The following is a 25,390-nucleotide window of genomic DNA, read 5'->3' on the forward strand; positions in this document are numbered from 1 at the left end:
GAACCTGGAATTCACCGACGGGGGCATCGCCCCCCACAGGTTCCCTTCAGCGCCTCGCCGGCCATCACGCCCCGAAGACCGCCCCCAGTCCCAACCGAATTTTCCCGAAACGACAGACTTCCCCGGAGAGAAGAACCTGCCGCAGCGGTGCAATTCTGCGTTGGGAATTCCCCGCGTTGTCCGAGAACGCCCGTCGCAGAATGCGACGTTGCCACTTCGCACGAAGGCCGCCAGCGCAGAAACTCGCGCCCGGTCCCCCCAGGCGCGAGTCTCGACAACGTCCCCACTGCTCTCGCGCCAGAACGCGAAAGCTCGCTCTCTCCGCTCAGACGGACGGCCGTGCGACTAATTGTTCGGCGTCGGACTCGGCTCGGGAGCCTCCGCAGGCGGCGCGGGTGGCACCGGAGCAGTTCCGTCCGCCGGCGCCGGGGCGGAAGCCCCCTCGAACGCCCCCTGCGGCGCATACCCGGACGACTGCTGGTACGGTTGCCCATCCGTCGTCTGCACCGGACAGGCATAGCCCGTCGTCGCGGCGGTCCCGGCGTAGCCGCCATTGGAGTAATGGCCTGTCGTGTAACCGCCGCGACAGCAACGGCGAGCGCGTCGCCAGCCCGCCTCCGAGTCCTCGGGAACGGCGATCAGCGCCAGAGCCAACCCAGCCAGACAAGCGGTTCGGATTCCAGACATCTCCATCTCCTTCAAATCGGCCTGGCCCGCAGGCAAGCAGCGACGTCACCGGCTGCGCCACGCGCAGGGGCGTCGCTGCGAGTGACGAGGTAAGCAACCGACGTGCCAGTCAGACTCCGCCATCCGCAAGCCTCCCCTGCACAAAGACCCCGCCAGTCCTGATCTCTCCGGCAGCAGACTGTCGCGTCTCACACCCGATCGGTCACATCTCGACCAGCCTGTCCGACAATGATCGACAGATCCGGACATGAAGGATTTCGCATGAGTGACCCGGTTTCGACGGCTCCGACCTTACGGAGTCGACAACTACTTCCGCAGGCTCCAATAGACCTTCCCCCCGTCGTTCGCCGGGTCCATCCGCTGACGGGGCGGGGCCGAGTCGTGCTTGAGCAACCCGCCAATGTCGTACAGCAGCGGCTCCGCCGCGGCAAAATAGCCGTGCCCCAGCAGCTCCACGTTAAAATTCGGCACCGCGATCGTGTCGACGCCGTCGGCGATCGTATACGGCTGGAAATACCCCGCCCGCGGCGCATCGTGCAGGACCGACGACGCAAAGACCGCTTTGTCCCCGTCCGAACAGTACAGCGTCGTTCGGGCGCCGAACGCGCGATACACGTGCGCCAGATCGAGAAACACATCCCGATCCACGTCGGGCGCCGCCAGAATGATCTGCCCGAACTTCACCTTTCCGCGCGACTGCGCGTCCCCGGCAATCCGCTGCAGAGCCCGCAGCAACCCCCGGTTCCCCATGCTGTGCGCAATCACGTGGACCGTCTCCGCCCCGCATTTCGCCGTGAAGTCGATCAGGAAGTTCGCAATCGCCTGCTCGCTCGCCTCGATCGTCGCTTCATCCGCGGCGTACGCCCGAACCTTCCCCTGCGACGGCCAACTGAAAAACGCCGTCGCTCCGGGAACCCCCAGGTCATACCCGATCTGCGCCGCCCGGATCGCCGCCTCGTCGAACTCGACGTTGAATCCGTGCAGAAACACCACCGCCTGCGGCTTCGCCCCGCTCGCCCGCGCCTCCTGCATGACCGCCTGCAGACCCGCATAAAACTTGTCGGCCGGCTGCCGCTCGATCCCCACCACCTTCAAAGCGTCGTCTTCAAAGTTCAGCCGCCACAGCTTCTGCCAGAACGACGAGGCCACTTCCCCATACCGATGTCCCTTCGGCACGTGCACCCACATCTGACCCAGCGTCGTTTCCACGCTCCGCTCGTAGCCGAACGACTTGCCCCCCGCCAGCGGTTTCCGATTCGTCCCGAACCACACGGGAAAGTCCACCCCCGTCGCCGTCCCCCGCGACCCCGCCCCCACCACCTGCGGTCCAAAGCCATAACCGGATTCGAACGGATATTGCTGTTGCTGCTGTTGCTGCTGCTGCCCGGACGACGGCCACGACCGAGGAATCTCTTGCTGCTGCTGTTGCTGTTGCTGCTGCTGTCCAGGCGGAGGCCACGACCGGGAGATGTCTTGCTGTTGCTGTTGCTGCTGTTGTCTCTGCTGCAGCTCCTGCAAAGCCCGCTGCTCCCGCTCCTGTCGCAATCGCCGCCCCTCGTTCTCGTCCAGATCCGCCAGCAGGACATTCACTTCCTGCTCGATCCGATCCCCCGCGGCGTCCTTCGCCGCCAGCCGCTGCAGAATCCACTGCCGCACCTCCATCGCCCGCGCCCGATCCCCGGCGGCGACGGCCGCTTTGAGTTCCGCCAGCAGCGCATGCAACGTCGTCTCATCGCTCTCAGTCATGGTCGCCTCCACAGGACCGGCAGGTCCGGCCGATTCCATTGCTGCGCATCGAAAGCCTCAGCGCCCCCCGCCAGGCCCCTGCGTGTGCAGTGCACCATTGTCCCGCTAACAATGCTCTCCCCGCAACCCCTGAAAACTCGGACCGGCATGACGCCGCAGCAGTTCATCGCCAGAGGGAAGCCGGTCGCGCTCACGGAGCATTCTGCCGGTCAGCCGCATTCTCTGGACCGCTCCAACCTGCTCGGGCCGCCGAAGCCCTGCGGCCCATCGAGCCGGTTTTCACCGCCGCCGCCAGCCAGTACACTCGGCACGCTCGATCACCACTGGAGGTTCGCCCGCTGTGCCGGCCGAAATCCGTCCCCTCTTCCGCCCCGACGCCATCCGCCCGCATCACACCGCCTTCGTCCTGCCGCCCCACGCCGAGGCCGACCGGGCCAAGCTGCAGCACTGGCGGAAGCTGATCGAATCCGGCAAGGCCGATCAGCTCAACGAAACGAAACTCCTTCCCGATTTTCTGACCGACATTTTCGGCGAACTGCTGGGCTACACCGGCCCCGCGAGCGGCGGCGACCGCTACACGATTTCCCGCGAGGAGAACGTGGCCGTCGATGGCAAAGTCGCCGACGCCGTCCTGGGCGACTTCACCCCCGCTGGCCAGCGGTTCGTCGTCGCCGTCGAAGGCAAAGGCACGAAGGACCCGCTCGACCGCCCGTTTGCCGGCCGGAAGAAGTCCGCCGTCGACCAGGCCCTCGGCTACGCGGTCAATCTGAAATGCGACTGGTACATCGTCACGTCGATGCGACAGACCCGCCTCTATCACAAGGGGGCCGACCAGTCGACCTACGAAGTCTTCAACACCGTCGACCTGGCGACCGACGAGCACCAGCTCCGCAAGTTCGTGTTCCTGCTGGGAGCCGAGCGGGTCGTGAACGCCGGGGGCTTCTGCCATCTGCCCGAGCTGCTCAAATCGTCCGAGAAGATCGGCCGCGAACTCATGGGCACGTGTTACGAAAGTCCGCGGAAAGAAGAATCCTCTCAGCGCCGCTGGTCCGAAGGCTCTTCGCGACGAATACGACCGGACCATCGAACCCGTCCGCCAACGGGCCGCCGAGGCCGCCGGGCTCGAACGCCAGATCAGCGACGCCGTCAACGAAGCCTACGGCCTGACGCCCGAGGAAATCGCCCTGATGTGGGAGACTGCACCGCCACGCATGCCGCTCGCCAGACCGTGAAGCCCCACCTCTTTCAGCCCCAACGGGGCGACAGGCTGTAGCCACGGGTGGAGCGGCGGACGGCGCAGCCGACCGACGCGCAACCCGTGGAGCACGTGCCCCACCCAACCTCCTGAGCCCCAACGGGGCGACAGAACCTTCCCCGCGCCTGCGACGTCGATCGGAATCTCTGTCGCCCCTCCGAGGCTCGGTCTCGCGCGTACCGCCTGAATCCCACGGGTTCCACTCCGCCCGCCTGACGGCGGTCTCCGTTTCACCCGTGGCTACAACCTGTCGCCCCTTCGGGGCTGGGAATCCTTTTCCGCAACCCGTGCGTCATGTGTTCCGATGCGGAATGGAAATCTGACTTGAAGACCTCTCCTGTATACAATTCTGTGTATATCGTATCTTCTGAATATTCTCGCGGCCTGTTTGTCGCGTCGTGGTCCGCATTTTTTCAGAGGCGAATGGAATTCTGATGTCCGGCACGTATTCGCAACTGCTGCTGCACGCAGTTTTCAGTACGAAACACCGCGAACCCTGGCTTACCGACGAAATTGTTCGAAGGCTCTATCCGTACATGGCGGGCGTCATTCAGGCCGAGAGGGGCATCCTGTACGACATCGGCGGCATTGAAGATCACGTCCATTTGTACTTCCGCTGGCGGACCGACGACTCAATCGCCAATCTGCTTCGCACCGTGAAGGCCAATTCGTCCGGCTGGATTCACAAGAACTGGCCCGCACTTCGGACCTTCGCGTGGCAGGAAGGCTACGGCGTTTTCTCGGTGAGCAAATCGCAGGAGCAAGCCGTCAAGTCGTACATCGCCAGGCAGCATGAGCATCACCAGCAGACAGACTTCCAATCGGAGTTCCTGAAAATGCTTCGTGCTCACGACGTGGAATTCGACGAACGTTACGTCTTTGACTGACGTCGCTCACGCCCCACATCTTCAACCCCAACGGGGCGACAGGCTGTAGCCACGGGTGGAGCGGCGGACGGCGCAGCCGACCGACGCACAACCCGTGGAACACGTGCCCCCCGAACCTCCTGAGCCCCGGAGGGGCGACAGAACCTTTCCCGACGCCCCGCTACTCCGCCTCCGAGTCTGACACCGTTTCCGGCGACGTGACCCAGTTCAGGATCACGGGGTAGTCCGCACGGTCATAGCTCACCACGTGAGCGTGCCGGCGACCGTGCGCCCGACGGTGCTTCTCCTGGTCTTCGTTTTCCTCCGCACAGACCGGCGTCACCGCGCTCAGCACCATCAGGTGCGCCATACCGACCCCGAACAGGCTTCGCAAAGAATTCATCGCAGACCCTTTCTTCCTCAAGCGAAACTCTGGCCGTTCCGGCGAACCGCGTTCGTCGCATTCCCGCCACTGGGAATCACAGCCCCGTCCTTGGGAATTACGGCATTTCCCTCCGACGCTTCCAGAGGAGTTGCGGCCCCCTTTCAACAATGCCAGCGAACTGCCGGTTCGCCGCTTACGTTTCCGCAAACTCCGCTCGAACCTTTCGGGAACTTGATCCCACGGACGCGAGAGACGACCGGCTGGCAGCCCTCATGTTCCGGGTTCTATGGCACCGTCCGGGAACCAGCTCCGCGGAACTCCGCCTTGCCTCATCGCGACCTCCAGACCGTCCCCTGCAGGCGACGCCAGACGCAAAACACACCCGTCACGGACTCGCAGCACGCCCCACAAATCCCCTCCCCCCCATCGCCGCCGAATGCGATATCCACGCCTAACCCATCTCTAAGTCGGCAGCCGGGCCGCGTGTGGCGGCCGCCGCCGCATGTGGCATCCACGCCTAACCCATCTCTAAGTCGGCAGCCGAGCCGCGTGTGGCGGCCGCCGCCGCATGCGGCATCCACGTCTAACCCATCTCTAAGTCGGCAGCCGAGCCGCGTGTGGCGGCCGCCGCCGAATGTGGCATCCACGCCCAACCCATCTCTGAGTCGGCAGCCGGGCCGCGTCAGGCGGCCACTCACGTCGGCCCATCCGGTGTGCTACAATTCCTCTTCGTTGCTTTTGTCATGCACTTACGTTCCGATCCGGGCCGGTCATGGGCGTTCCGAATCCCCCCGATGCAGCGAATTCCCGTCAGCCGGCGGACGGTCCGGGGCCGGAAATCGAGGCGCTGGTCGATCGGATCATCGCCGGGGACCGGGCCGCTCTGGCCCAGATGTTTACGATTTACCGTCCCCGGCTGTGGCGGATGGTCAATTTCCGGCTCCATCCCAAGCTGCGGGGACGGGTCGACCCGGACGACGTTCTGCAGGATGCCTGGCTGCGGGCGGTCGATCGCATCGGACACTTCTTCGCGGACGCATCTCGCTCGCCGTTCGTCTGGTTCCGGATCGTCGTCAGTCAGACGCTGATCGAGGTCCACCGGCGGCATCTGGGGGCGGACAAGCGGAGTGCCGCCCGGGAGCTGTCGATCAACGGCCGGTGGAATGCGGAGTCGACGTCGTCGTCGCTGGCGTTTCATCTGATGGGAAACCTGACGTCGCCGAGCAGTGCGTTTGTCCGGGCGGAGACGGCGGGGCAGGTGGACGCGGTGATCCAGACGATGGACGCGATCGACCGGGAAGTGCTGGCGCTCCGGCACTTCGAGCACCTGACGAACAGCGAGACCGCGCTGGTGCTGGAGATGTCCGAGCAGGCGGCGAGCGCCCGGTACGTGCGGGCGCTGCAGAAGCTCAAGAAAATCCTGCAGGTCATGCCGGGCCTGACCCCCGACCAGTCTTCGAAGAATTGACCGCTGAAAAGGAAGTTGTTCCGCCGCCGGGATGCCGAGGACGCGGAACCAGTGAAGAAGCTCAAGTGTCGAAGGGCGAAGTCCCGTACGATGGACGTCCACGTCCGTCGTATTTGAAGGCGTTGTGGCCCGACCGAAAAGGCCGACGGACGTGGACGTCCGTCGTACGATGAGACGGAATTCGATGTCTGCTGCCGAGCAGCCTCAGTCGCCCGACCCCCCTGACGAAGCCACGCTGGTCGGGTTTCCGGTGCGGCACGATGCGCAGCACGTGGCCGCTCAGGAAGTGGTCGACGTCGCCGTCAGCCGGTTTGCGGAAGACGTCCGGCTGGGGCGATCCCCGTCGGTCGCCGACTATCTGCGGCAATACCCGCAGCACGCCGAGGAGCTGGGGGAACTGCTGCCGCTGATCGCGTCGCTGGAGCGCTGGAGCGTCGACAAGGAGATCGAGTGCGTCCGGAGCAATTTTCCGGAGGACTTCAGCAACCGGCAGCTCGGCGAGTACCGGGTGGTGCGGGAGATCGGCCGGGGGGGCATGGGGGTGGTGTTCGAGGCGGCCCACATCAAGACGGGGGCGCCGGTGGCGGTGAAGCTGCTGCCGTTCCGGTTCGTGGCCGATCTCCCCCGTCGTCAGGCCCAGTTTCTGCGGGAGGCGGAAACGATCGCGAGCCTGCATCACCGGAACATCGTGCCGGTGTTCGCGTTCGGACATCACGAAGGGTACTGCTATTACGTGATGCAGTACGTCGAAGGGGTGAATCTCGACTGGGTGATCAAGCGGCTGCTCGCCAAGGACGATCTGCTGCGGGTCTACGAGATCCTGCAGGTGGCCCGCGGCGACGACGAGCCGGGCGCGGCGAAGAGCCGACGCCACAAGCGCGGAGTCGGACGCGATTCGTGGACGGCGTTTGCCAAGATCGGCGTGCAAGTGGCCCACGCGCTGTCGCATGCGCATGGCGCCGGCGTGCTGCACAACGACATCAAGCCGGCGAATCTGCTGCTGGATTCGACCGGCCGGGTGATCATCACCGACTTCGGCGTCGGACTGCGGCTGGAGAACGAATTGACCGGCGAAACGGACCACGGCACCGGGACGCTCCGTTACATGGCCCCGGAGCGGTTCTACGGAAAATCGGATCCGCGGAGCGACGTGTATGCGCTGGGGGCGACGCTGTACGAACTGCTGACCCTGACCCCCGTTTACGAGGCCCGCGAGCGGAGCGAACTGGTGAACCTGGTGCTCCAGTCGCAGCCAAAGCCCCTGCGGCAGGTGAATCCGCAGATTCCGGTCCCGCTGGAGACGATCGTGCTGAAGGCCCTCTCGCGCGATCCGTCGGAACGCTACCCGACGGCCAAGGCGATGGCGGGCGAGCTGCTGCGCTTCATCAACGGCCGCCCCATCCTGACGCGCCGTCCAAGTCGACTGCGCGAGGCGCTCGGCCGCGTATTTCGGGCGTTGAGTCCGCAGAATCGGGCGCTGAAGCGGCGGAAGAAAGATTGACAACTTCCTGGGAACGAAAGCACCCGCATCGATCCTGAAACTGTGCTTCTCGGCCTTGTCCCCTCTCCCGCATTCTGATGTGGGAGAGGGCCAGGGTGAGGGTCTTCAGAAGTGTCGGGGTGTCGTCCACGGAGAACAGTCGGCCCTCACCCGGTCACACTCCCGCCGAACACGGCGCACAAGGGGATCGGAGGCGCGCCATGAGCGTGGCCGGCGATTCAGCGATTGCCCCAGCCTCCCAGTCACCTCCCCTTCTCTGCAAACTCCTCGTCGCACTGCGCCTCCGCGAGAAATCTTCCAATCCCCCTGTTGACGGCGAACGGGACTCCGCGTTTCACCGTAGGACGGAGCGAAAACAGGCTCGCTCCCAGCTTGCGGGCCACTCCGGCCCGCGCCCTGTTGGGGAGATCCTCTCATGCGATCGTGGAACTTTTCGTGCAGTCCCTGGGTCCGCCGGGGGCTGGCCGCGGCATCAGCCCTGCTGCTGACGCTGGCCGCCATCCCGGCCAGCGCGCAGTCCGCCGGGGGCGGCATGTGCGCCGGTGGAGGGGGCGGAGCGGGTGGCAGTGCGGGCGGCGCAGCCGGCGGAAACGGAAGCGTCGGCGGCAGTTCCAGTGGCGGAACTTCGTCCGCAGGGTTGATGCAGGGGCTGATGTTTGCCAATCAGTTGCAGCAGAACCGGCAGCAGCAGATGCAGCGGGAAATGCAGCAACAGCACCGGCTGCAGCAGCAGCTTGCGCCGCTCCTGCAGGCCCAGGCAAAGCAGGCCCTGGCCGATCGGCAGGCGCAGGAAGAGCGCCGCAAGGCCGCCCGGGCCAACCGGTTCCGCCGTGAGGCAGCCGGACGGACGACGACTGCGTCGTCCGAGTCCGTCACGCCACCCAGCCAGGAACAACAGGCGGAAGCCAAGCTGCGGCTGGCTCGCAAGCTGCTGGAGGCCGACCGCACCGACGCGGCCCGCGCATCGCTGCAGCAGCTCGTTTCCGACTACAAGTCGACAGAGGCCGCCGGGGCCGCCCGGAAGCTCCTCTCCTCGCTGTAGGAAGGAGTCCTGCAGTCGCGCACTGCCGGCAGGAGGCGGGCAGTGCGTCGGATTGCTCCGGTCGCTTCACGCAGACTTGGCCGGGTCGCGGGACTGCGGTTTCGACGACGGAGACTTCTCCGTCGCACCCAGCCCCACGTACTTCTCGGCGAGCTGCGACATGCGCTTCTTCGCGTATTTGAGCATCCACTTCGCCCAGGCGAACTCGGTCGCGAGAATCGCCAGCCCGCCGAAAATAGCCAGCCAGCCCGGTCCGGGAAGGACCAGCATCGCCACGCCGGCGAGGATCACGGTCGTACCGATCACGGCGACGACAATCTTCCGCGCCTGAGCCCAGAACCAGATGGCCCACGGCAGCGGCAGCACGGTATGGACCTCGTGGGCCACGGCGGGCGGATCGGCCGCCGGCGGCGCGTCTCCCGCTTCTTCCTTCGGATGCTCCGTCACCGATCTGTCCTCTCCCGCCGCAAATCCTGACGTAACCACATTGATGCAAACAGGTTATCAGGTCAATCGAGTCGTGCCCATTCCGGCGAATCGACCGGTTCCGCCGGCTCCTCGGCGTCGATAATCCGCCACCCTTCCGGTTGGCTGCAATGCCGCGGTCTCCTGAGGTACAATCCGGCCGCTTGATCGGTAACGGCCCCCTGTTCTTCTGAAGATCTGCCATGCATCACGATCTGTTTCGACTCGACGGCGAAGTCGCCGTCGTCATTGGCGGCACCGGCGCGCTGGGAGGCGGCATGGCCGACGCCCTGGCGGCCGCGGGAGCCAGGGTGGCCGTCGTCGGCCGCAGCGCCGAACGGGGCCAGCAGCGCGTCGACGCCATCCAGGCGGCGGGCGGAACCGCGATGTTCCAGCCCGCCGACGCCATGAGCAAGGACTCGCTCGTCGCCGCCCGCGACGCGATCCAGGCCCAGCTCGGCCCCGTCACAATCCTCGTCAACGCGGCCGGCGGCAACAAACCCGAAGCCACGCTCCCCCCCGGCGCCGACTTCTGCAAGCTCCCCGTCGCCGCCTGGAACGAGGTCTTCGACCTCAACCTGGCCGGCGGCGTGCTGCTCCCCTCGCAGGTCTTCGGCGAATCGATGGTCGCCGCCGGCAAGGGCAGCATCATCAATATCGCCTCCATGTCCGGAATGATCCCGCTGTCGCGCGTGGTGGCCTACTCCGCCGCCAAGGCGGCGGTGATCAACCTGACCATGTTCCTCGCCCGCGAATGGGCGACCAAAGGCGTCCGGGTCAACGCGATCAGCCCAGGCTTCTTCCCCGCCGAGCAGAACCGGAAGCTGCTGTTCAACGAAGACGGCGGCTATTCGGACCGGGGCAAGCAGATCATCGGGCATACGCCGATGGCCCGCTTCGGCAAGCCGGAAGAACTCGCCGGCGCCGTCGTCTGGCTCGCCGCTCCGAAGGCGGCCTCGTTCGTGACAGGCCAGAACATCGTCGTCGACGGCGGCTTCTCGTCGGTCACGATCTGAATCGTTGAGGGTTGAGGGTTGAGCGTCGAGAAAGACACGCCGCGTTCTTCGTTCTGCTCCTCACTAGCCACCAGCCACTAATCACTAACCACTCTCTTCAGGATTCCCCCATGTCTGCCTTGAATGTTCGTCAGGATGCCTGCCAGTTGGATCTGCTCTCACTCGGCGCTCTCGTCCACCGGCTCGATCCGGGGATTATTCCGTTCCGCAAAGCCCGCTCGTTCGATATTCACGTCTCCGGCGGCGAATACAACGTCGCCGCCAACCTTTCCGACTGCTTCGGCCTCAAAACCGGCATCGCCACCGCCATGGTCGACTACGGCATCGGCGAAATGGTCCAGGCCAAGGTCCGCGAGATGGGCGTCACGCCCTTCTACAAGTGGTTCAAGCACGACGGCGTCCGCGGACCGAACATCGCCACGGTTTACAGCGACCGCGGGCTGGGAGTGCGGCCGCCGGTCGTCTTCTACAACCGAGCCAACGAAGCCGGCGCCATGCTCAAGCCGGGCGACTTCGACTGGGCGAAGATCTTCGGCGGAGGGGTGAAGTGGTTCCACTCCGGCGGGATCTTCGCCGCGCTCTCCGAAACGACCTCGCAGGTCATCATCGAAGGGATGCAGGCCGCCAAGGCCAGCGGCGCCATTACCTCCTTCGACCTCAACTACCGGGCCAAGCTCTGGGCCTCGGTCGGCGGCGACAAAAAGGGCCAGGAAGTCATCGGCAATATCGTGAAGCACGTCGACTGCCTGGTGGGGAACGAAGAAGACCTCCAGAAGGGTCTCGGCCTGGAAGGCCAGGACGTCGAGCACGCCTCCAAACTCGACCCCGAGAACTTCTTCAAGCTGATCGAGCAGGTGGTGCAGAAGCACCCGCACATCAAGATGGTCGCGACGACGCTGCGGGAAGTCCATTCGACCAACCGCCACGACTGGGCCGCAGTCGTCTGGCTCAACGGCCAGAAGTACGTCAGCCCGACGGCCCAGCTCGACGTGGTCGACCGCATCGGCGGCGGCGACGGCTTCGCCGCCGGCCTGATCTACGGCCTGCTGACCGGCAAGGAACCGGAACAGGCGCTGCGACTCGGCTGGGCCCACGGCGCCCTGCTGACCACCTTCCCCGGCGACGTCACCATGGCGAAACTGCCGGAAGTCGAAGCGTTTGCCAAGGGAGGCTCGGCGCGCGTGCAGCGGTAGAGTGCACGTTGAGCGTTGAGGGTTGAGAGAAAGCCGCCGGGAGACCTTTGTGAGAGGGTTTTCCGGCGGCTTTTTTATTGGAGGAAGAGGCCGTGCAAAATGAAAAGTGAAAAATGCAAAGTGCAAAGTGGGGGAGGGTGAGTGTGACAGAGGACGGATGGGAAAGTGATCGCGGCTCATTACGAACGATGGTCGCCCTGACGCAACCCAAGCTCCTGCACTAATGGCCAGAATGCGTTGGTAACTGCGCCCGCCATGAACGTCTCGCGATGGGGAGAGTCGCCATTGATGGTCCACATAACAGACTTCCAGGCGGCTCTGAGCCCCGAAGGGGCGACGGGCTGTAGCCACGGGTGGAGCGCAGTCCGCCGTCAGGCGGACGGAGTGCAACCCGTGGGACGACGCGCCCTCCGCGCGCAATCACCCCGGAGGGGCAACGGAACGTCTTGCACAACGCGTGCGTCGCGGTCTTCCTCCGCCCCTGCCGGGGCGGTGTGTCGTGAGGTGCCGTGGTCCACGGGTTGCGCTTCGTCCGCCTGTTGGCGGACTGCGCTCCACCCGTGGCTACAGCCCTGCGCCCCGTTGGGGCTGAGAACAATAGCCGGCCTTGCGGCCTTCCTCAATCGAACACATATCGTTCGTCGAATTCCACGTCGTGGGCGCGGAGCAATCTCAGGAACTCCGATTTGAAATCTGTGTTCTGGGGCTGGGGCCACGGGTTGCGCTCCGTCCGCCTGTTGGCGGACTGCGCTCCACCCGTGGCTACAGCCCTGCGCCCCGTTGGGGCTGAGAACAATGGCCGGCCTTGCGGCCTTCCTCAATCGAACACATACCGTTCGTCGAATTCCACGTCGTGGGCGCGGAGCAATCTCAGGAATTCCGATTTGAAGTCTGTCCGCTGGTGATGCTCACGCTGGCTGGCGATGTACGACTTAATGACCGGTTCCTGCGACTTGCTCACGGAAAACACGCCGTACCCTTCCTGCCAGGCGAAGTCTTTCAGAGCCGGGAATGTCTCGTGGATCCATCCGGAGGACTGCGATTTGAGGTTTCGCATCAGGTTGGACACCGATTCATCGGGCCTCCAGCGCCAGTAGAGATGGACGTGATCCTCAACGCCGCCGATGTCGTACAGGAGTCCCTTCTCGCCTCGAATGACGCCGGCGAGATAGGGATACAACCGCCCGGCGACCTCCGAGGAGATCCAGGGCCTGCGATGTTTTGTGCTGAAGACGCCGTGGAGCAGAAGTTGCGAATAAGTGCCGGACATGGAATCTCCTTCGCCGGATCAGAGGGACAGTACCAACACCGCAGAGAATATTAGTGTACTACGCAGACGTGGGTTCCGTCTCTGAATTCCGCCTGACAAACGAGTGATGCCTTCAGCCCCGAAGGGGCGACGGGCTGTCGCCACGGGTGGAGCGGCGGAAGGCGAAGCCGACCGACTCGCAACCCGTGGTCCACGTTATGCCGGACGTGTTGCCCCGGAGGGGCAACGGAACGTCGCGCGGCTCGGGTGCGTCGCGATGTTCCTCCGCCCCTGCCGGGGCGGTGTGGTGTGCCGTCCCGTGGTCCACGGGTTGCGCTTCGTCCGCCTGTTGGCGGACTGCGCTCCACCCGTGGCTACAGCCCTGCGCCCCGTTGGGGCGGAAGAGACTGAATGTGAATTCGATTGCCTGGTCACAGCGTTGCGTCGCCCTTGCCATTGAGTCTAGGGAGGTGCCCCCGCCTTCAGCCCCGAAGGGGCGACGGGCTGTCGCCACGGGTGGAGCGGCGGGAGGCGAAGCCGACCGACGCGCAACCCGTGGTCCGGACCATGCCCCGTGCCCCAAGTCTCCACGGCGCAAATTGCCCCGGAGGGGCAACGGAACGCCGCACGTGCCGCGGAATCGCAACCTGCCGCCGCCCCGGCCGTGGTGGCCCGGTACGCCTACGGCGCAGCCGGAGTCGGGCACGGCTTTCCATCGGCGGGCGATGGCGATTGATTCTGAACGAGCTCCGTGGGCAGAATCCGAATCGCCAGAACCCGATCATTGAAGGCGTTGAAATCATCCGCCGCCGTCTGGGCCTGCTCCTGCAGCTTTGCGATTGCATCGGGAATGTTCGCTGTGCTCTTGATTTCAGCGAGCAAATCCGTCAGTTGCGTCCGCCAATTGCCAATTTCCGTTGCGATCGACTGCAACTCCCCCTGAACCTTGCTTGGGGGCTGGGGCTGGATCTTGAGCGCCGCCTCCAGAAACTTCTGCAGGCTCTCGAAGGAATCCAAGGACTTTTTGAGCGACTTCTCATTGACCGCCAGCAGATCTCCCCGCGAACCGAGTTGACTCAGGCCGTCCACGTCGGTGAGCAGCAGCGAACGACTCACGAGCCCTTCCGGCTTGAAGGTGGCGGTTAGTTTAAAGTTGGTTTTCAGATCTGCACCGGAGGGGATCCCCTCAATCGCTGTAATCGTGGAAGAAGAAATCGCCCAGCCGATCGGCGTCGAGGCCCGCAGCGCTGCTTCGAGTGCCTTGCACTCGATCAATGTTTTGCTGCTGACCTGCATGCTGTACGTCCAGGACGGTCGGTAAAACAGATACCCGGCGCTGATCCCTGCGAGATCGTACTGGGCCGACATTTTGGCGCCGCTCACCCGGGTCTCGCCGCCCAGCGGCCCATTCACAACAGTTGTCCCGGCGACCAGCAGAGCCGATTGCTTGCTTGAGAGGGGCAACAGCTCGGACCAGTCCATACCGGCACCCGTGTCGATGCGCGACGGCGGCTTTGTCTGAAGAAAGGCCAGCGCTTTCCGGGCCGACGCGGCTTCCTTCACCCCGACCGACAGGTTCAGCTTCGTCTTTGAAACATCGGCCGGCGGGTCTCCGTTCGGCGGGATGACGAGGTCCGTCAATCGGACGCCAAAGGTCAGCGCGAGAGTCTGATTGGTTTTGCCCGACAGCGTGAGACGTCCGCCGGTCTTCAAACCTCCGGCGGGAACTGTCGTATCGATCTTCGTATCGGCATCAAGCTGGACCTGCAGCGACATTCCTTCGGGCCATGTGACCCCCGTCTGATTGGTAATTGTTACGGCGGCCCACACATCGGCGTCGCGATCTCCCAGTACGGGTTCAGGCGCCATGTCGGGCGGAGTCACCTTTAGAAACGTCTCGCGCAGTTCGACGCCAGGATTCGTTATGGTCATCTCCAGGAGCGTCTCGCGTCCCTGCGCCCCGCCGGCCGCCGAAACCTCCACGGAAACGTCGGTCGCTGACTCTTCGACGAAGGTTCTGACGGACTGGCGCGGCGGAGGCGCGGCGACCGCCGGGGCTGTTGCGGTCGCCTTTTCGAGCAGCCTGAAGCTCGCCTTACCGGCAACGTCGGTCCCGAAGGCCGGCTTGGGAAACACGAGTTTCAGGGAGAGTCCGGGCTGCGGCGGGACCGCAACCTGCATGACTTGCTTCGTGGACGACACAACGACCGATGGAATCTGCGGCGCTGCCGGCTCCCCGTCGGCGGACTGCACTGGACTTGGCATTACTGCCATACACGTCAGTATCATTACGCACCGTATTTGCCAAGCAAAACCTGTCACGTTTCCGACCCCGAATGGTGACGATGCTCCGGTGACACGCCGATCGGCGCGCAATCCCGTTCAGAAGCATTTTGTCGACCATCCATGAGTATTGTCGATTGTGAAGTGCGTAATCTGTGACGATTCGTCCGGAAGAATGTGCAATCTTGTCGACTGCACCGAAAAACTGGCTGCTGTCCACCAAAATGCGCGTTCAGAGTGGCCCGGCGAGACGATCCTTTTTGTGCAGTACGGCCATGGTCGGCCGGGGAGAGACGCGGCGCGGCGGCGGATTCCGCTGCACACCAGGGAGGGTTGTGAGATGAAACGGGCCACAGGACTGGGTTGGCCGCTGGCGGCCGGCGGAATTGTGATGCTGGCGGCGCTGCTCGCGCCCGACGTGACGGCGGGACCGTTCCGGAATCCGTGGCGGACGACGACGTCGGTCGAACGGCTGGCGAAGCAGCTCGATCACGTAGAACGGTCGCTCCAGTATTACGGACGAGTCACGGTGAAAGCGCCGGACGTCTGGGGCCAGGCCCGCCTGACGGCCTTCCGCCAGGAATTCGAGCGGGAGATGGCCAAGCAGCTCACGCAGTTCCCGGAGGGGAGCGTCCAGGCCAACATCGCCGTGACAGACCAGGCGTTTCTGTCGGAGGCGATTGCTCTCGGAATGGCGAGCAAGACTGGAACGCTTCCGAGCATGGGAGCGCCCGGGGCCGACGGGGAGGCAACCGGCCAAACGATCACGACCGTGACCAGTGACCTGCTTGCGGTTCCAAACACAGGAGAAGCGTCTGGCGACAGCAAAATCACAACGAATGTGATTACTCGAACGGTACCAAGTGGCCTGGTCAGCAGCACTGATAAATTGACTGTCGAGCCAGAAATCCTGCTCGACCAGCGGAAACGCTATCTCGACCACCTTCACCAGATCCGGCGGATCAACGAAGGGGACGATTCCGTCGACGCTCCCGGCTACGCGCTGAATCTCGTCCGCATCCCTGTTTCGTTGATCCCAGGCGACAAAACCCGCGAGAACTACGGGGCCGAAGTGACGCTGACGGTGGAATCGCACTTGTCCGAGGAACTGCTGGCCAGCACGTTCCGCGAGCTGGTGATCAATGATCTGGTGGATCAGTTGGCGCTGCCGATTGTCAAAATCGTTGAGGAAGTGTGGGACGGACTTCTTAGGCTTGAAATTACAATACAAGACACTGCATATCTTCTCAGCCTCCTTGAATCTCCAAAACCTTCAGAACAACAACTAACAGAATTCCAAGCAAACAAGTTCCGTGCTCTCATGCCGATGGTTGACTTCAACTTATTGACGGAAGAGAACATCAATGACGCCAGAACGAAAGCGATTAAACTGAGGGATACTGTACGAGCTGAAGTGGAGGAGAGCCTTGCTAGGGCAACGGGCAGCACGTGGCAAGGCGCGCTCACTTCTCGTGAACGGCGTTCACGTTATGCGATCCCCGCAAGCCAGCTAGTTAACGTAATAGGACTGAGAGAATTGATGGCGATCTCCCAAGCCGCATTCCTGGCCCGTGATCGCAACGCCTGTCGGGATCGACTTGGAATGACCGACGTACAAGCCTTCCTGCGAAATGAGTTGCAGGCGGCGTTTGACTTTCTCAATCACTCGACGGGCCACTCACCCGATGGTGTGGGGAGTATGCCAATCTGGTACTCCACTGCCGTGCCGCCGGTCGCGGCGATTCGCCGTGTCGACAGGGAGGATCTCAAGAGCTGTCGCGACAACCTCTATGGGCATGATGCTAGCGCCCCAAACAATTCCACGCAAGCGCTCGCCTGGGCCATTCTCGTAGAATCCGTCCTCCTCAATCAGCAGCTTAACGAAGACCTGAAGCGAGTCAGCCAGGACCCGAGCTGCCACTGCGTCCCGGCCGGGCAGTGCTATACGTTCTACGGCCCCGATCCCGACCCCGCCGCCAAGATGGCGTTCGCCGAGTACGTCAAGTGCCGCTGGCCCGTCCGCGTCTTCGCCCTCGATCCCGTCACCCAACAGCAGAATGTCACCGACGCCTTCAGCCTGCGACGCGAGATGCAGGTCGCCATTGCCCTCGCTTTCTCCCAGCGGCGTGTCAATGCTCAGAGCCTGACCCGTTACATGCGGCGGATCGAACAGGATATCCGCACGATCTCGCTCAATCAAACCGTCGTCGGCTTCGGCTCGGGTGACGACACCTTCGGCTGGCGCTTCTTCCCCCGCGTTCAGACGCCCGGCGTCGAAAGCAACCTGACCGTCCTCACCCGCGACATGCTCATCGGCGGTCCCGGCAAAGACGCCATGCTCAAACAGCGGCGAATGGAACCCGGCATGCGCGAATGCGTCGCCCTGGTCGTCATGCCCTCGTTCGTCAAGCACGTGCGGTTCGACGTCCGGACGAACTGGTTTCCGCTCGTGCCGTGCCACGTTCCCAATGCCTTCAAGGCGGGTCTGACGCCCCCCAGCATGGAGCAGACCGTCGAGTGGAGCAGGATGATCAAGACGATGGAAGACTCGGTCGCGATGTGCATCCAGGACGAGCACCTCTATCGGGACGGTGAAGTCGAGCGGATGCTCAAGCGGGCGCATCAGCTTTCGCAGGAGCTGCCGATCAACACCATGCACGCCCAGGTGCCCTATGAGAATACACTCGGCGGTTTCGAAATGTTCTCGTCGGGGGTCACAGATCTCGCTCCCGAACTCGTGGGCTTCTACGGCGCGCCCGGAATCAATCCGGACGGCGACACGGAGCTGTTCCTGGTCGGCAAGAACTTCAGCGTGACCGGCACCCGGGTGATTGCGGGCAACGTCAATCTGAGTGCGGCCAGCAACCAGTTCTCGCTGCTCAGTCGGCAGGTGATGCAGGTGTCAATCCCACGCGGAGCGCAGATCGAGTCCCGTCAGTGCACGCCGCGCAAAGAAGCCTCGGACTCGTGCGCACCATGCGATTGCAACGACAAGTACGTGGAAATCCGACTGGCGACGCCGTACGGCGTGTCGAGTCCGCTGCTGGTGCCGGTCGTGGCTTCAAAACCGCAGAATGCCGCAACGGCGAATCTCTCGTGGTCGCAGCAACAGTACGGCGTGCGGTATCTGTGGAAGAAGCCGGCGAACGATCAGAGTCCGTTTACGATCGAGGACGTCCGCGCCAGCACGCCGCTGGAGCTGCGCATTCGCGTGCCGGCGGGCGTGCCGGTCCCCAGCACTGCCGCTGTGGTGCAATGCGGTCTCGCCGATGCCCAGTACACGCTCTTGAAACCGACCGAAGCCAGCCTGTTGAAACTGGACAACGTGCGTTTCGACAGCAGCGACCGCAGCTATGTGATCGAGCTGCAGCCTTTCATCGGACTGCAGACGGCCATCAAGCAGGCCGTTGAAACGCGGCTGAAGTCGGTCGATCCCAAGTCGCCCGGCAACCAGCCCTATGTCGTCCTGTTGACGGCCACGGTGACCCCCGCCGGACTCCCCGGTCTCCCGGTGTCCGGCGAATTGAAAATTCCCATCACGTTTACCGAAGTCCCGTAGTTCGAGCATCGCCCGAGTTTTGCAGCGAACGACCCGCGGAGGAAACTCCTCCGCGGGTCGTTCGGCTTTGGGGACTGCGCGAGCGGCGTTATTCGCGATCATGTCCCGCATCATTCCCGTGTTTCGGCGCCCTTGTGAACAGGACAGGGCTGCGCCTTATTGCAGATTCCGCACTACGGAGTTTCATGGGGCGAGCGGGCGAAGCAACCCTCCGGGAGCTGACGCTTCCCGCTCGGTCTTCCGAGTGTCCGGTTCGGCGGAAGTGAGAGAGCCGGAGCTTGAAAGGCTCACAGCGCGTAGATCACGCTGGTCCCGTCGATCAGCACCAGCCTCTGGTCCTGCAATTGAGCGAGAATTTCCTCTACTTCCTCCGCCGTGGCTCCGTTCGCCATTGCGGCGATGGCGTTCGTCAGCGACTTGAGCGTTCTCGGGCGGGCGCGGTGCTGTTTTTTCAGGATTACGACGACGCGGTCGAATTCGAGACGCTGGCGCGGCGGAGGCGGAACCGCGGGGAGGTCTGCGGCCGCAGGCGGCGGCGGGGCGGGATCGGCGACCGGGATTGGGGAACCGATGTCGGCCGGGCACTGGAAGTGGCCCGGCTGGTCGAGGACGACGCGGAATTTTTCTTTGAGGGGCATCCGGCCGAGGAGCGAATTGACCGCCTTGCAGCAGGCCACGCAGTTGTCGTCCGAGTTGGGTCCGCCGTTGGACGAGGCGAACAGGTGTTCGACGCTGGCCTCGTGGCGCGGCAGGAAGAGCCGGCAGAAGAAACAGCGCCCTCCCTGGGAGAAGTAGAGACGGTCGAGGAGTTTGAGAGTCATCGGGTGCGCGGGTCCTCCTGAAGGAAAGTTTAACACAGACGATCGCGAGTGTCGGCATTCGCCGGGCCGGGAGTCCCCGGCGGCGGACCTCGGCGAATTCTTCCGCCGTTACTCGCGCGGTGATGTGCTTGTTCCGTGGTGCTCCCGCGCTGGTCTGGCGGGAAGGGGGCCGGGCGCGACCGGTCCCCTTTTGTAAACGGGCTCCCCTTCGTCGTGCGGCCCCCCCCGTCGTCGTGCGGCCCCCCTCTTCGTCGTGCGGCCCCCCTCTTCGTCGTGCGGCCCCCCTCTTCGTCGTGCGGCCCCCCCCTTCGTCGTGCGGCCCCCCCCTTCGTCGTGCGGCCCCCCCCTTCGTCGTGCGGCCCCCCCCTTCGTCGTGCGGCCCCCCCCTTCGTCGTGCGGCCCCCCCCTTCGTCGTGCGGCCCCCCCCTTCGTCGTGCGGCCCCCCTCCATTGGAGGGGGGCTAAGAGGGGGAGGTGACAGGTGGGGGGGGATTGTGAATTCCGCGCAACAAAGTGCCATAGGGTGACGGGGGCGTGCGGCGACTGGCCGGGCGTGTCGCCCGGTGAAGGACGTTCGCGAGGGAATCTCATGTCGACGCGTGAGGAATTGCTGGGACTGCTGCAGGGGCTGATCGAGCGGGAGGGGCCGGGGGTTACGTTGCGGCAGTTTGAGCGGGAGACTGGGATCAGCGTCAGGCAGGTGTATCGTCGCTGGGGGGACTGGAAGTCGCTGAGCCGGGCGGCGGGGCAGCCGGAGCGGGGGCGGCCGGGGATGGTGCATACGGACGCGGTGCTGCTGGCGGAGTTGAACCGGGTGAGCGCGGCTTACGGGGAGTTCCCGACGAAGGCGGCGTTTGACCGGTTGTCGAGTTTTTGCTGGGGGACGATCGAGCGGCGGTTCGGGAAGCGGCCCGCCGTGTGGGAGCGATATCGGGAGTGGCTGGCGACGCAGGGGGAGGAGGCCCGGCCGGAGTTTTTGCGGGGAGTGAATCTGGCGGGGGACCCGGCGGCGATTCCGGGAGTCACGAGCCATACGTCGGCCGCGGCGCGGCAGAAAGCGATCGAGAATTACGACGAGATGCTGGCGTATCTCGACCCGTCGCTCCTTGGACCGCCGCCGGCGGGGTGGAAGCCGGTGAAGGCGAAGGGGAAAGAAGAGGCCCCCGGCGGTTCGACGGGGGCTAAGAGAAGAACATTGGAACTGGGGGAGGAGGAGGGGTTGACGCAGGAGGAGTGGAATGCGTTCTACAACCATCCGCTGGCGGTGCCGATTGTGGACATCGGGGCGGGGCTGTTTCCGGAGATGCTGCGTGACCGGGATCCGCGGGACCCGCGTCCGAATCCGCCGCCGTGGGAACGGGGTCCGGGCTGGCCGGGGGACCTTGAGGCGGCGACTGGCGACGGTTGATGGCGCGGGCCGCCGCCAAGCGGGCTACTCCCGCGAGTAGGTGCCGATGAGCTCGCCGGTGGCGAGGATGCGGCCCTGCATGGCTTTGAGGAGGGCGGCCTTGTCGATGCCGGGGTTGAGGCTCAGGGGGGCGTCGAGGGCGTAGAGTTTGAAGTGATAGTGGTGGGTGCCGTGCCCGGGGGGCGGGAGGGGGCCGCGGTAGCCGGTGGTCCGGCCGCTGGTCCAGGTGTTGCGCCCCTGCAGCATGGCGACGGGCGTCGACAGGCGCGTGCCGGACGGCAGATTTTCGGGGAGGGAGCGGACGGTGGCGTTGAGGCCGTAGAAGACCCAGTGGACCCAAGGTTCGGCCTGCGGGGCGTCGGGGTCGTCGCAGATCAGCGCCAGTTCGCGAGTCCCATCGGGGACGCCGCTCCATTCGAGGGGGGGCGAGACGTCGGCCCCTTCACCGGTGTACTTGTCGGGGATGCGATCGCCGTCGGCGAAAGCCGGGCTGGTCACCTGCAGAGACATGCGGGACTCCACGACAAAGTTCAAACGGCGAACGGACTCCCCGGTCCGCCCCCCGGCGCCATCCACAACGGCCTGCCCGCCGGGCCGAGCCCCCCTTCTCCGCCCAGACGACGACCTGCGCCGGCGCAACCGCTGTCGCGAGGCTTCCGGCGGGCGGGGACCGCGGACATTCTCTACCACAGTAGGACGCGACGGGACGCGCGCCAAGAGGGGGCCGACGATGCGGATCGCGTGGAGGCGCGGCCTATTTTTTCGCGGCGGGGCTCTGGACTTCGAACTTGGCGTCGGTGGTGGCTTCAGGTTTGACGGTGAACTTGAGGGTCGAGTTCCGGTTGAAGGCTTCGCCGACCAGTTCGACGGAGACTGGGGAGCCGTATTCGTCTTTGTCGCCGGTTTCCCTGGACGCGGAAATGCGGACGATTTTGTCGCCGGGCGAGGACTTGAGGGAGAAGGCGCCGTCTTTGATGCCGCCGCCCGCGGGCTGGCCTTTGCCGTCAGCGGAGTCGAAGACGATGCTGCCGGCCGGCATGGGCTGGCCGTCGAGGGTGACGGCGCCGGAGACGGGATAGGTGGTCGGCATGGCGGGGCCGCTGTTGCAACCGGTGAGCCACCCGGAGGCGGCCAGGCTGATGCAGGCGAGTCGGAGGCGGAGAGAGATTTTTTGCGCAGACATGAGATGGCGATCTCCGGATGATGGCGGGAGACGGACTAGAACTCGCCGAGCGTTTCGCTGCCGCTGATGGTGCCGAGTCCCTGGAAGATGCCGGTGTCGATGTTGTCGCCGATGAATCTGACGGCGCCGTCGGCCATGGTGGCGTGGACGCCGCCGGTGTGCCAACTGCGGGCGTGGATTTCGGTTCCGCCGGCGAGGCACTGGCGGCAGGGGACGTTGATGGTTCCCTGGCAATACTGCATGACGTCGCCGACGGTGGTGTTCGGGGGTCGCAAGGTCGTGAAGGTCGCGTTGCCGTGGTGTGTGTTGTAGTAGCGGCCGCGCAGATCGTGCGGGCTGCCGCAGAGGACGTTGCCGACGCCGATCGCCGTGCCGATGTTGTCCTTCTGGATGCGAATCTCGCTGAACATGATCGTATTCGACGTGCCGTCGGTGATGCTTTTCATGGACGTGCGCGACAGCGGATAGAAGAGCCCGTTGGTGACGGCGAAGGTGTTGCTGGTTCCGGCGCTGGTCGATCCGTGGCACGGGAAGTAGTTGCCGTGGAAGCCCTGGTTGGTGGTTTTGGGATTTTCGGGGTCCGACGGGCACATGAAGACCGGGATGACGGTCGTGCAGCCGGTCCAGGAGCCTGGGAAGATGTTGGCTTCCCACTGGGGGGCGAAGGAGTTGTACAGGGGGGCCTGATCGACGTAGGGGAGGATCATGTGGAACCAGTTCTGGCGGGTGTTGCTGGTTCCGGGGAGCGGGGCGCTGCCGTTGATCCGCGAGATCGTGCCGAAGGGAAAGACGAGCATGCTGTCGTGGTAGTTATGCATGGCCAGGCCGAGCTGCTTCAGATTGTTTTTGCATTGCGAGCGCCGGGCGGCTTCGCGGGCCTGCTGCACGGCGGGGAGCAGCAGAGCGATCAGAATTGCGATGATGGCGATCACCACCAGCAGCTCGATCAGGGTGAAGCCGGACCGCGATCCGGGGGAGGGTCGGAGAGTCATTCGGGGCCCTTTCAGAAGGAAATGCGATCACGATTACGAACGGCCGATTGAGGTTCAGCGGCGATATGGCGAACAGAAGTGAACCTGAATAGCCGCCTACTTTAAGGCCATTTCCGTCACGCAGGCAATCGCAAATTCCAGTATTTTCGCATTCACTATGTCACGAAATTCGTGACGCGACCTACTGGTTCCAAAAGTGATCTTATTATCGTGACATGGCGATTTTTTTGTTCGGATTGGAGGCAGGGCGTTGTCGTCAGACGCTCTGCGCTGGGAATTGCTGGCGCTGGAACTGCCCGAGGTCGAGGAGATTTCCGCATGGGGTATGGGAAATCCGATATGGGTGAATGTCCCTTAATCGGCGAAGGGAGAGCGTCTGGGGGCTCGAAAGCTTGGCGTTGCCGTCCTGTACCCGGACGGCTGTCAAGACTCTCCCGCGTTTCCGCGATCTCTGGTCAGCGGTCGCGATTGTGAGGCGCGCCGTCTTTTCTCCGTGGACGACGCTGCGGCACTTTCGAAGACCCTCGCCCTGGCCCTCTCCCACTGAAGACAGCGGGGGAGGGGACACGACTCAAAGAGGCACGGTTTCAGAATCGATGCCGGTGATTTGTCAGCGGTCGCGATTGCGGCGGTTGGGGTCGATTTTGGCCATGGCAGTGTTGGCCAGGCGGCGGATGTCGACGTCGTCGGAGTTCAAGAAGACGTCCCAGAGACGTGGCAGCGCCTCGCTGGCGTCCGGACCGAAGGCCGCGAGGCACTCGACGGCAGCCGTCAGGGTTTCCTCGTCGTCCGAATCGAGCGTGGCGATGATGGCGGGAATCGAATCACGGGCGGACGGTCCGAGAACGGCCAGGCCCCGCAGGATGGCGACGCGTACCGTTGTGGAGGTCGATTGCAGATGTGCGGTCAGCGCGGAGACGGCCCAGGCGTCATGAGGACCGAGTCCGCGGAAGAACGCTGCCGCGAGTGTTTGCGACGCCTCGTGGGGGCTTTCGAGGCCCGCCAGGAGCTCCGTCAGGCCTGGTTCGGCCTGCTGGCGGATTTTCCAGAGGGCGACGGATGCGGCGAGGCGAACGGGCGGATCGGGATCATTCAGCAGATGTTCCAGGCGGGCGAGGATTTCGGCATCAAACAGGGGGGCCGACTGATGCGCGTCGTCGTCGGCGGCGGTTTCCGCGATCCGCGTCAGGATCTGCGCCGCCCCCTGGCGGACGGTTGCTTTTTCGTGGGACAGGGACGTGCGGAAGTACTCCAGCAGCACTTCGGCCCGGGGGGGTTGTCGCCGATAGCGTTCGTCCTGCTGCCGGTCGAACCAGAAGCATTCGGCGAACAGGCGGACAATCATCGGTGCGTCGGGGCCGTCGAGTTCGGTCGTGAGCAACGGAAGCGACTCGCGGATGGTCGCGTTTTCCCGTCCGTGAATCGGCTGATAGAGAACACCGGAGGAGGTGAAGTCTTGAGAGTGTGCGCGGTATTGACGGCATTCTTCGTCGAGGATCACGGGGACGACGGCGGGATCGTGCTCGGCCCACGCGACCAGGATTCTGGCGGCGGCGGCGATCTGCAGCCGATTCAGGCAATCGATCAAGATGGCTTTGAGCTGGCCGTCGGGGTCCATGTCGGGACTGACCAATGAGCGGGCGTTGAGCCAGCTCAGCAGAAGGTTGCAGGTTAACGCATTCCGACTGTCGCGGAGCACGTCGAAGACTTCGGCGACGTCGATGTCGGCGGCGGAACGATTGCCCGCCTGGACGCCGCCGGCATTGTTCAGAGCAATGTAGAGTCGGGCGGCGCCGGCGCCCGCATCCGAATCGGAGTCGCGGCAGGCGATCATCCGCCTGTGAAGCAGTGCGACGGTTTCGGGGTCGCCGATTTTCCGGATTGCCTGCGCCGCTTCGACGCTGAGGAGTCCGATCTGATGCGTGCGGGAGGAGGAGTCGGCGGCGGGCTGCTCAATCGGGCCGGCGTCGAGGGCTTCGATCAGCGACGGCAACGCGCCCCGGGCGGTATTGCCGATTTCGCCCAGGCGCCAGGCGGCTTCGCGTGCGGTCTGGCTGTCGGGATTGGCGTGGAGATTGACGACCAGCCACTCGATCCGGACGCGGGGCCAGACGACGTAGATGCCGAACAGGCCGACCGCCAGCAGGACGAGGGCTTTCCAGAGTCGGCGCGGGACGGGATCGAACGGGTCGCGAACAGCTTCCCACCAATTCCGCCACCACATATTCGGGGTTCCGTGAAGCGCTCGCAGGAATGGATGCCGAAGCCGCAG

Annotated in this window: 20 protein-coding genes; 9 read left to right on the forward strand and 11 right to left on the reverse strand. The window is 64.3% G+C overall.

Going from position 1 to position 25,390, the window contains the following annotated elements; translation table 11 throughout:
- Nucleotides 1-345 precede the first annotated feature (345 nt).
- Nucleotides 346-687 carry a hypothetical protein gene (locus tag SH412_RS18420; protein ID WP_336519476.1) on the reverse strand — a complete coding sequence of 114 codons (342 nt, stop codon included), beginning with the start codon at nucleotides 685-687 and terminating at the stop codon, nucleotides 346-348.
- A 306-nt stretch (nucleotides 688-993) separates the two neighbouring features.
- Nucleotides 994-2,433, reverse strand: coding sequence for an alpha/beta hydrolase (locus SH412_RS18425; RefSeq protein ID WP_336519477.1), 1,440 nt, complete (start codon nucleotides 2,431-2,433; stop codon nucleotides 994-996).
- A 340-nt stretch (nucleotides 2,434-2,773) separates the two neighbouring features.
- Between SH412_RS18425 and SH412_RS18430 the strand changes: the two genes are divergently transcribed.
- Entirely contained in the window at nucleotides 2,774-3,706 is a 933-nt protein-coding gene (locus tag SH412_RS18430; protein ID WP_336519478.1) for a hypothetical protein, read from the forward strand.
- Nucleotides 3,707-4,122: 416 nt separating this feature from the next.
- Nucleotides 4,123-4,575 carry an IS200/IS605 family transposase gene (gene tnpA, locus SH412_RS18435; RefSeq protein ID WP_336519479.1) on the forward strand — a complete coding sequence of 151 codons (453 nt, stop codon included), beginning with the start codon at nucleotides 4,123-4,125 and terminating at the stop codon, nucleotides 4,573-4,575.
- A gap of 160 nt (nucleotides 4,576-4,735) precedes the next feature.
- Here tnpA (SH412_RS18435) and SH412_RS18440 read toward each other — a convergent pair whose 3' ends face one another.
- Nucleotides 4,736-4,957, reverse strand: a complete 222-nt coding sequence (locus tag SH412_RS18440) for a hypothetical protein (protein ID WP_336519480.1) — start codon at nucleotides 4,955-4,957, stop codon at nucleotides 4,736-4,738.
- 754 nt (nucleotides 4,958-5,711) lie between these two features.
- Here SH412_RS18440 and SH412_RS18445 point away from each other — a divergent pair.
- From SH412_RS18445 to SH412_RS18455, 3 genes are all read left to right on the forward strand, one after another.
- Nucleotides 5,712-6,407, forward strand: coding sequence for a sigma-70 family RNA polymerase sigma factor (locus tag SH412_RS18445; protein ID WP_336519481.1), 696 nt, complete (start codon nucleotides 5,712-5,714; stop codon nucleotides 6,405-6,407).
- 184 nt (nucleotides 6,408-6,591) lie between these two features.
- Nucleotides 6,592-7,908 carry a serine/threonine protein kinase gene (locus SH412_RS18450; protein WP_336519482.1) on the forward strand — a complete coding sequence of 439 codons (1,317 nt, stop codon included), beginning with the start codon at nucleotides 6,592-6,594 and terminating at the stop codon, nucleotides 7,906-7,908.
- A 415-nt stretch (nucleotides 7,909-8,323) separates the two neighbouring features.
- Nucleotides 8,324-8,950, forward strand: coding sequence for a tetratricopeptide repeat protein (locus SH412_RS18455; protein WP_336519483.1), 627 nt, complete (start codon nucleotides 8,324-8,326; stop codon nucleotides 8,948-8,950).
- Between the two features lie 66 nt (nucleotides 8,951-9,016).
- Here SH412_RS18455 and SH412_RS18460 read toward each other — a convergent pair whose 3' ends face one another.
- Nucleotides 9,017-9,397 carry a PGPGW domain-containing protein gene (locus SH412_RS18460; protein WP_336519484.1) on the reverse strand — a complete coding sequence of 127 codons (381 nt, stop codon included), beginning with the start codon at nucleotides 9,395-9,397 and terminating at the stop codon, nucleotides 9,017-9,019.
- Between the two features lie 221 nt (nucleotides 9,398-9,618).
- Here SH412_RS18460 and SH412_RS18465 point away from each other — a divergent pair, with 221 nt between their 5' ends.
- Both SH412_RS18465 and SH412_RS18470 read left to right on the forward strand, forming a co-directional pair.
- The gene (locus tag SH412_RS18465; protein ID WP_336519485.1) at nucleotides 9,619-10,431 is read left to right on the forward strand and encodes an SDR family oxidoreductase; all 813 of its coding nucleotides are present in this window, start codon (nucleotides 9,619-9,621) and stop codon (nucleotides 10,429-10,431) included.
- Nucleotides 10,432-10,541: 110 nt separating this feature from the next.
- The gene (locus SH412_RS18470) at nucleotides 10,542-11,624 is read left to right on the forward strand and encodes a sugar kinase (protein WP_336519486.1); all 1,083 of its coding nucleotides are present in this window, start codon (nucleotides 10,542-10,544) and stop codon (nucleotides 11,622-11,624) included.
- Between the two features lie 817 nt (nucleotides 11,625-12,441).
- Here SH412_RS18470 and tnpA (SH412_RS18475) read toward each other — a convergent pair.
- On the reverse strand, nucleotides 12,442-12,894 hold the full coding sequence (gene tnpA / locus SH412_RS18475) for an IS200/IS605 family transposase (protein WP_336519487.1): 453 nt from the start codon (nucleotides 12,892-12,894) through the stop codon (nucleotides 12,442-12,444).
- Between the two features lie 660 nt (nucleotides 12,895-13,554).
- Nucleotides 13,555-15,054: a hypothetical protein gene (locus SH412_RS18480; protein ID WP_336519488.1), complete on the reverse strand. Its 1,500-nt coding sequence runs from the start codon at nucleotides 15,052-15,054 to the stop codon at nucleotides 13,555-13,557.
- A gap of 442 nt (nucleotides 15,055-15,496) precedes the next feature.
- On the opposite strand from SH412_RS18480, the gene SH412_RS18485 reads away from it, so the two are divergent.
- On the forward strand, nucleotides 15,497-18,715 hold the full coding sequence (locus SH412_RS18485) for a hypothetical protein (RefSeq protein ID WP_336519489.1): 3,219 nt from the start codon (nucleotides 15,497-15,499) through the stop codon (nucleotides 18,713-18,715).
- A 287-nt stretch (nucleotides 18,716-19,002) separates the two neighbouring features.
- On the opposite strand, the gene SH412_RS18490 is transcribed toward SH412_RS18485, so the two are convergent.
- Nucleotides 19,003-19,536, reverse strand: a complete 534-nt coding sequence (locus SH412_RS18490; RefSeq protein ID WP_336519490.1) for an HNH endonuclease — start codon at nucleotides 19,534-19,536, stop codon at nucleotides 19,003-19,005.
- Nucleotides 19,537-20,124: 588 nt separating this feature from the next.
- Between SH412_RS18490 and SH412_RS18495 the strand changes: the two genes are divergently transcribed.
- On the forward strand, nucleotides 20,125-20,943 hold the full coding sequence (locus tag SH412_RS18495) for a hypothetical protein (protein WP_336519491.1): 819 nt from the start codon (nucleotides 20,125-20,127) through the stop codon (nucleotides 20,941-20,943).
- Between the two features lie 24 nt (nucleotides 20,944-20,967).
- On the opposite strand, the gene SH412_RS18500 is transcribed toward SH412_RS18495, so the two are convergent.
- The 4 genes from SH412_RS18500 to SH412_RS18515 form a co-directional block, all read right to left on the reverse strand.
- On the reverse strand, nucleotides 20,968-21,453 hold the full coding sequence (locus SH412_RS18500; RefSeq protein WP_336519492.1) for a YbhB/YbcL family Raf kinase inhibitor-like protein: 486 nt from the start codon (nucleotides 21,451-21,453) through the stop codon (nucleotides 20,968-20,970).
- Between the two features lie 244 nt (nucleotides 21,454-21,697).
- On the reverse strand, nucleotides 21,698-22,126 hold the full coding sequence (locus SH412_RS18505; protein ID WP_336519493.1) for a hypothetical protein: 429 nt from the start codon (nucleotides 22,124-22,126) through the stop codon (nucleotides 21,698-21,700).
- A gap of 35 nt (nucleotides 22,127-22,161) precedes the next feature.
- The gene (locus SH412_RS18510; protein WP_336519494.1) at nucleotides 22,162-23,118 is read right to left on the reverse strand and encodes a DUF1559 domain-containing protein; all 957 of its coding nucleotides are present in this window, start codon (nucleotides 23,116-23,118) and stop codon (nucleotides 22,162-22,164) included.
- Nucleotides 23,119-23,728: 610 nt separating this feature from the next.
- Nucleotides 23,729-25,342: a HEAT repeat domain-containing protein gene (locus SH412_RS18515; RefSeq protein WP_336519495.1), complete on the reverse strand. Its 1,614-nt coding sequence runs from the start codon at nucleotides 25,340-25,342 to the stop codon at nucleotides 23,729-23,731.
- Nucleotides 25,343-25,390: the final 48 nt, after the last annotated feature.

Origin of the sequence: Planctellipticum variicoloris, assembly GCF_030622045.1 — a bacterium.
In the GTDB taxonomy this organism is placed as follows: Bacteria; Planctomycetota; Planctomycetia; order Planctomycetales; family Planctomycetaceae; genus Planctellipticum; species Planctellipticum variicoloris.

What these genes read in the sequence shown, in the direction of transcription:
- tnpA (WP_336519487.1), bottom strand. Translation starts at nt 12,894, where the DNA reads ATGTCCGGCACTTATTCGCAACTTCTGCTCCACGGCGTCTTCAGCACA.
- SH412_RS18500 (WP_336519492.1), bottom strand. Translation starts at nt 21,453, where the DNA reads ATGTCTCTGCAGGTGACCAGCCCGGCTTTCGCCGACGGCGATCGCATC.
- SH412_RS18470 (WP_336519486.1), top strand. Translation starts at nt 10,542, where the DNA reads ATGTCTGCCTTGAATGTTCGTCAGGATGCCTGCCAGTTGGATCTGCTC.
- SH412_RS18495 (WP_336519491.1), top strand. Translation starts at nt 20,125, where the DNA reads ATGTCGACGCGTGAGGAATTGCTGGGACTGCTGCAGGGGCTGATCGAG.
- SH412_RS18515 (WP_336519495.1), bottom strand. Translation starts at nt 25,342, where the DNA reads ATGTGGTGGCGGAATTGGTGGGAAGCTGTTCGCGACCCGTTCGATCCC.
- SH412_RS18445 (WP_336519481.1), top strand. Translation starts at nt 5,712, where the DNA reads ATGGGCGTTCCGAATCCCCCCGATGCAGCGAATTCCCGTCAGCCGGCG.
- SH412_RS18465 (WP_336519485.1), top strand. Translation starts at nt 9,619, where the DNA reads ATGCATCACGATCTGTTTCGACTCGACGGCGAAGTCGCCGTCGTCATT.
- SH412_RS18505 (WP_336519493.1), bottom strand. Translation starts at nt 22,126, where the DNA reads ATGTCTGCGCAAAAAATCTCTCTCCGCCTCCGACTCGCCTGCATCAGC.
- SH412_RS18425 (WP_336519477.1), bottom strand. Translation starts at nt 2,433, where the DNA reads ATGACTGAGAGCGATGAGACGACGTTGCATGCGCTGCTGGCGGAACTC.
- SH412_RS18440 (WP_336519480.1), bottom strand. Translation starts at nt 4,957, where the DNA reads ATGAATTCTTTGCGAAGCCTGTTCGGGGTCGGTATGGCGCACCTGATG.
- SH412_RS18450 (WP_336519482.1), top strand. Translation starts at nt 6,592, where the DNA reads ATGTCTGCTGCCGAGCAGCCTCAGTCGCCCGACCCCCCTGACGAAGCC.
- SH412_RS18455 (WP_336519483.1), top strand. Translation starts at nt 8,324, where the DNA reads ATGCGATCGTGGAACTTTTCGTGCAGTCCCTGGGTCCGCCGGGGGCTG.
- SH412_RS18480 (WP_336519488.1), bottom strand. Translation starts at nt 15,054, where the DNA reads ATGCAGGTTGCGGTCCCGCCGCAGCCCGGACTCTCCCTGAAACTCGTG.
- SH412_RS18485 (WP_336519489.1), top strand. Translation starts at nt 15,497, where the DNA reads ATGAAACGGGCCACAGGACTGGGTTGGCCGCTGGCGGCCGGCGGAATT.
- SH412_RS18490 (WP_336519490.1), bottom strand. Translation starts at nt 19,536, where the DNA reads ATGACTCTCAAACTCCTCGACCGTCTCTACTTCTCCCAGGGAGGGCGC.
- tnpA (WP_336519479.1), top strand. Translation starts at nt 4,123, where the DNA reads ATGTCCGGCACGTATTCGCAACTGCTGCTGCACGCAGTTTTCAGTACG.
- SH412_RS18510 (WP_336519494.1), bottom strand. Translation starts at nt 23,118, where the DNA reads ATGACTCTCCGACCCTCCCCCGGATCGCGGTCCGGCTTCACCCTGATC.
- SH412_RS18420 (WP_336519476.1), bottom strand. Translation starts at nt 687, where the DNA reads ATGTCTGGAATCCGAACCGCTTGTCTGGCTGGGTTGGCTCTGGCGCTG.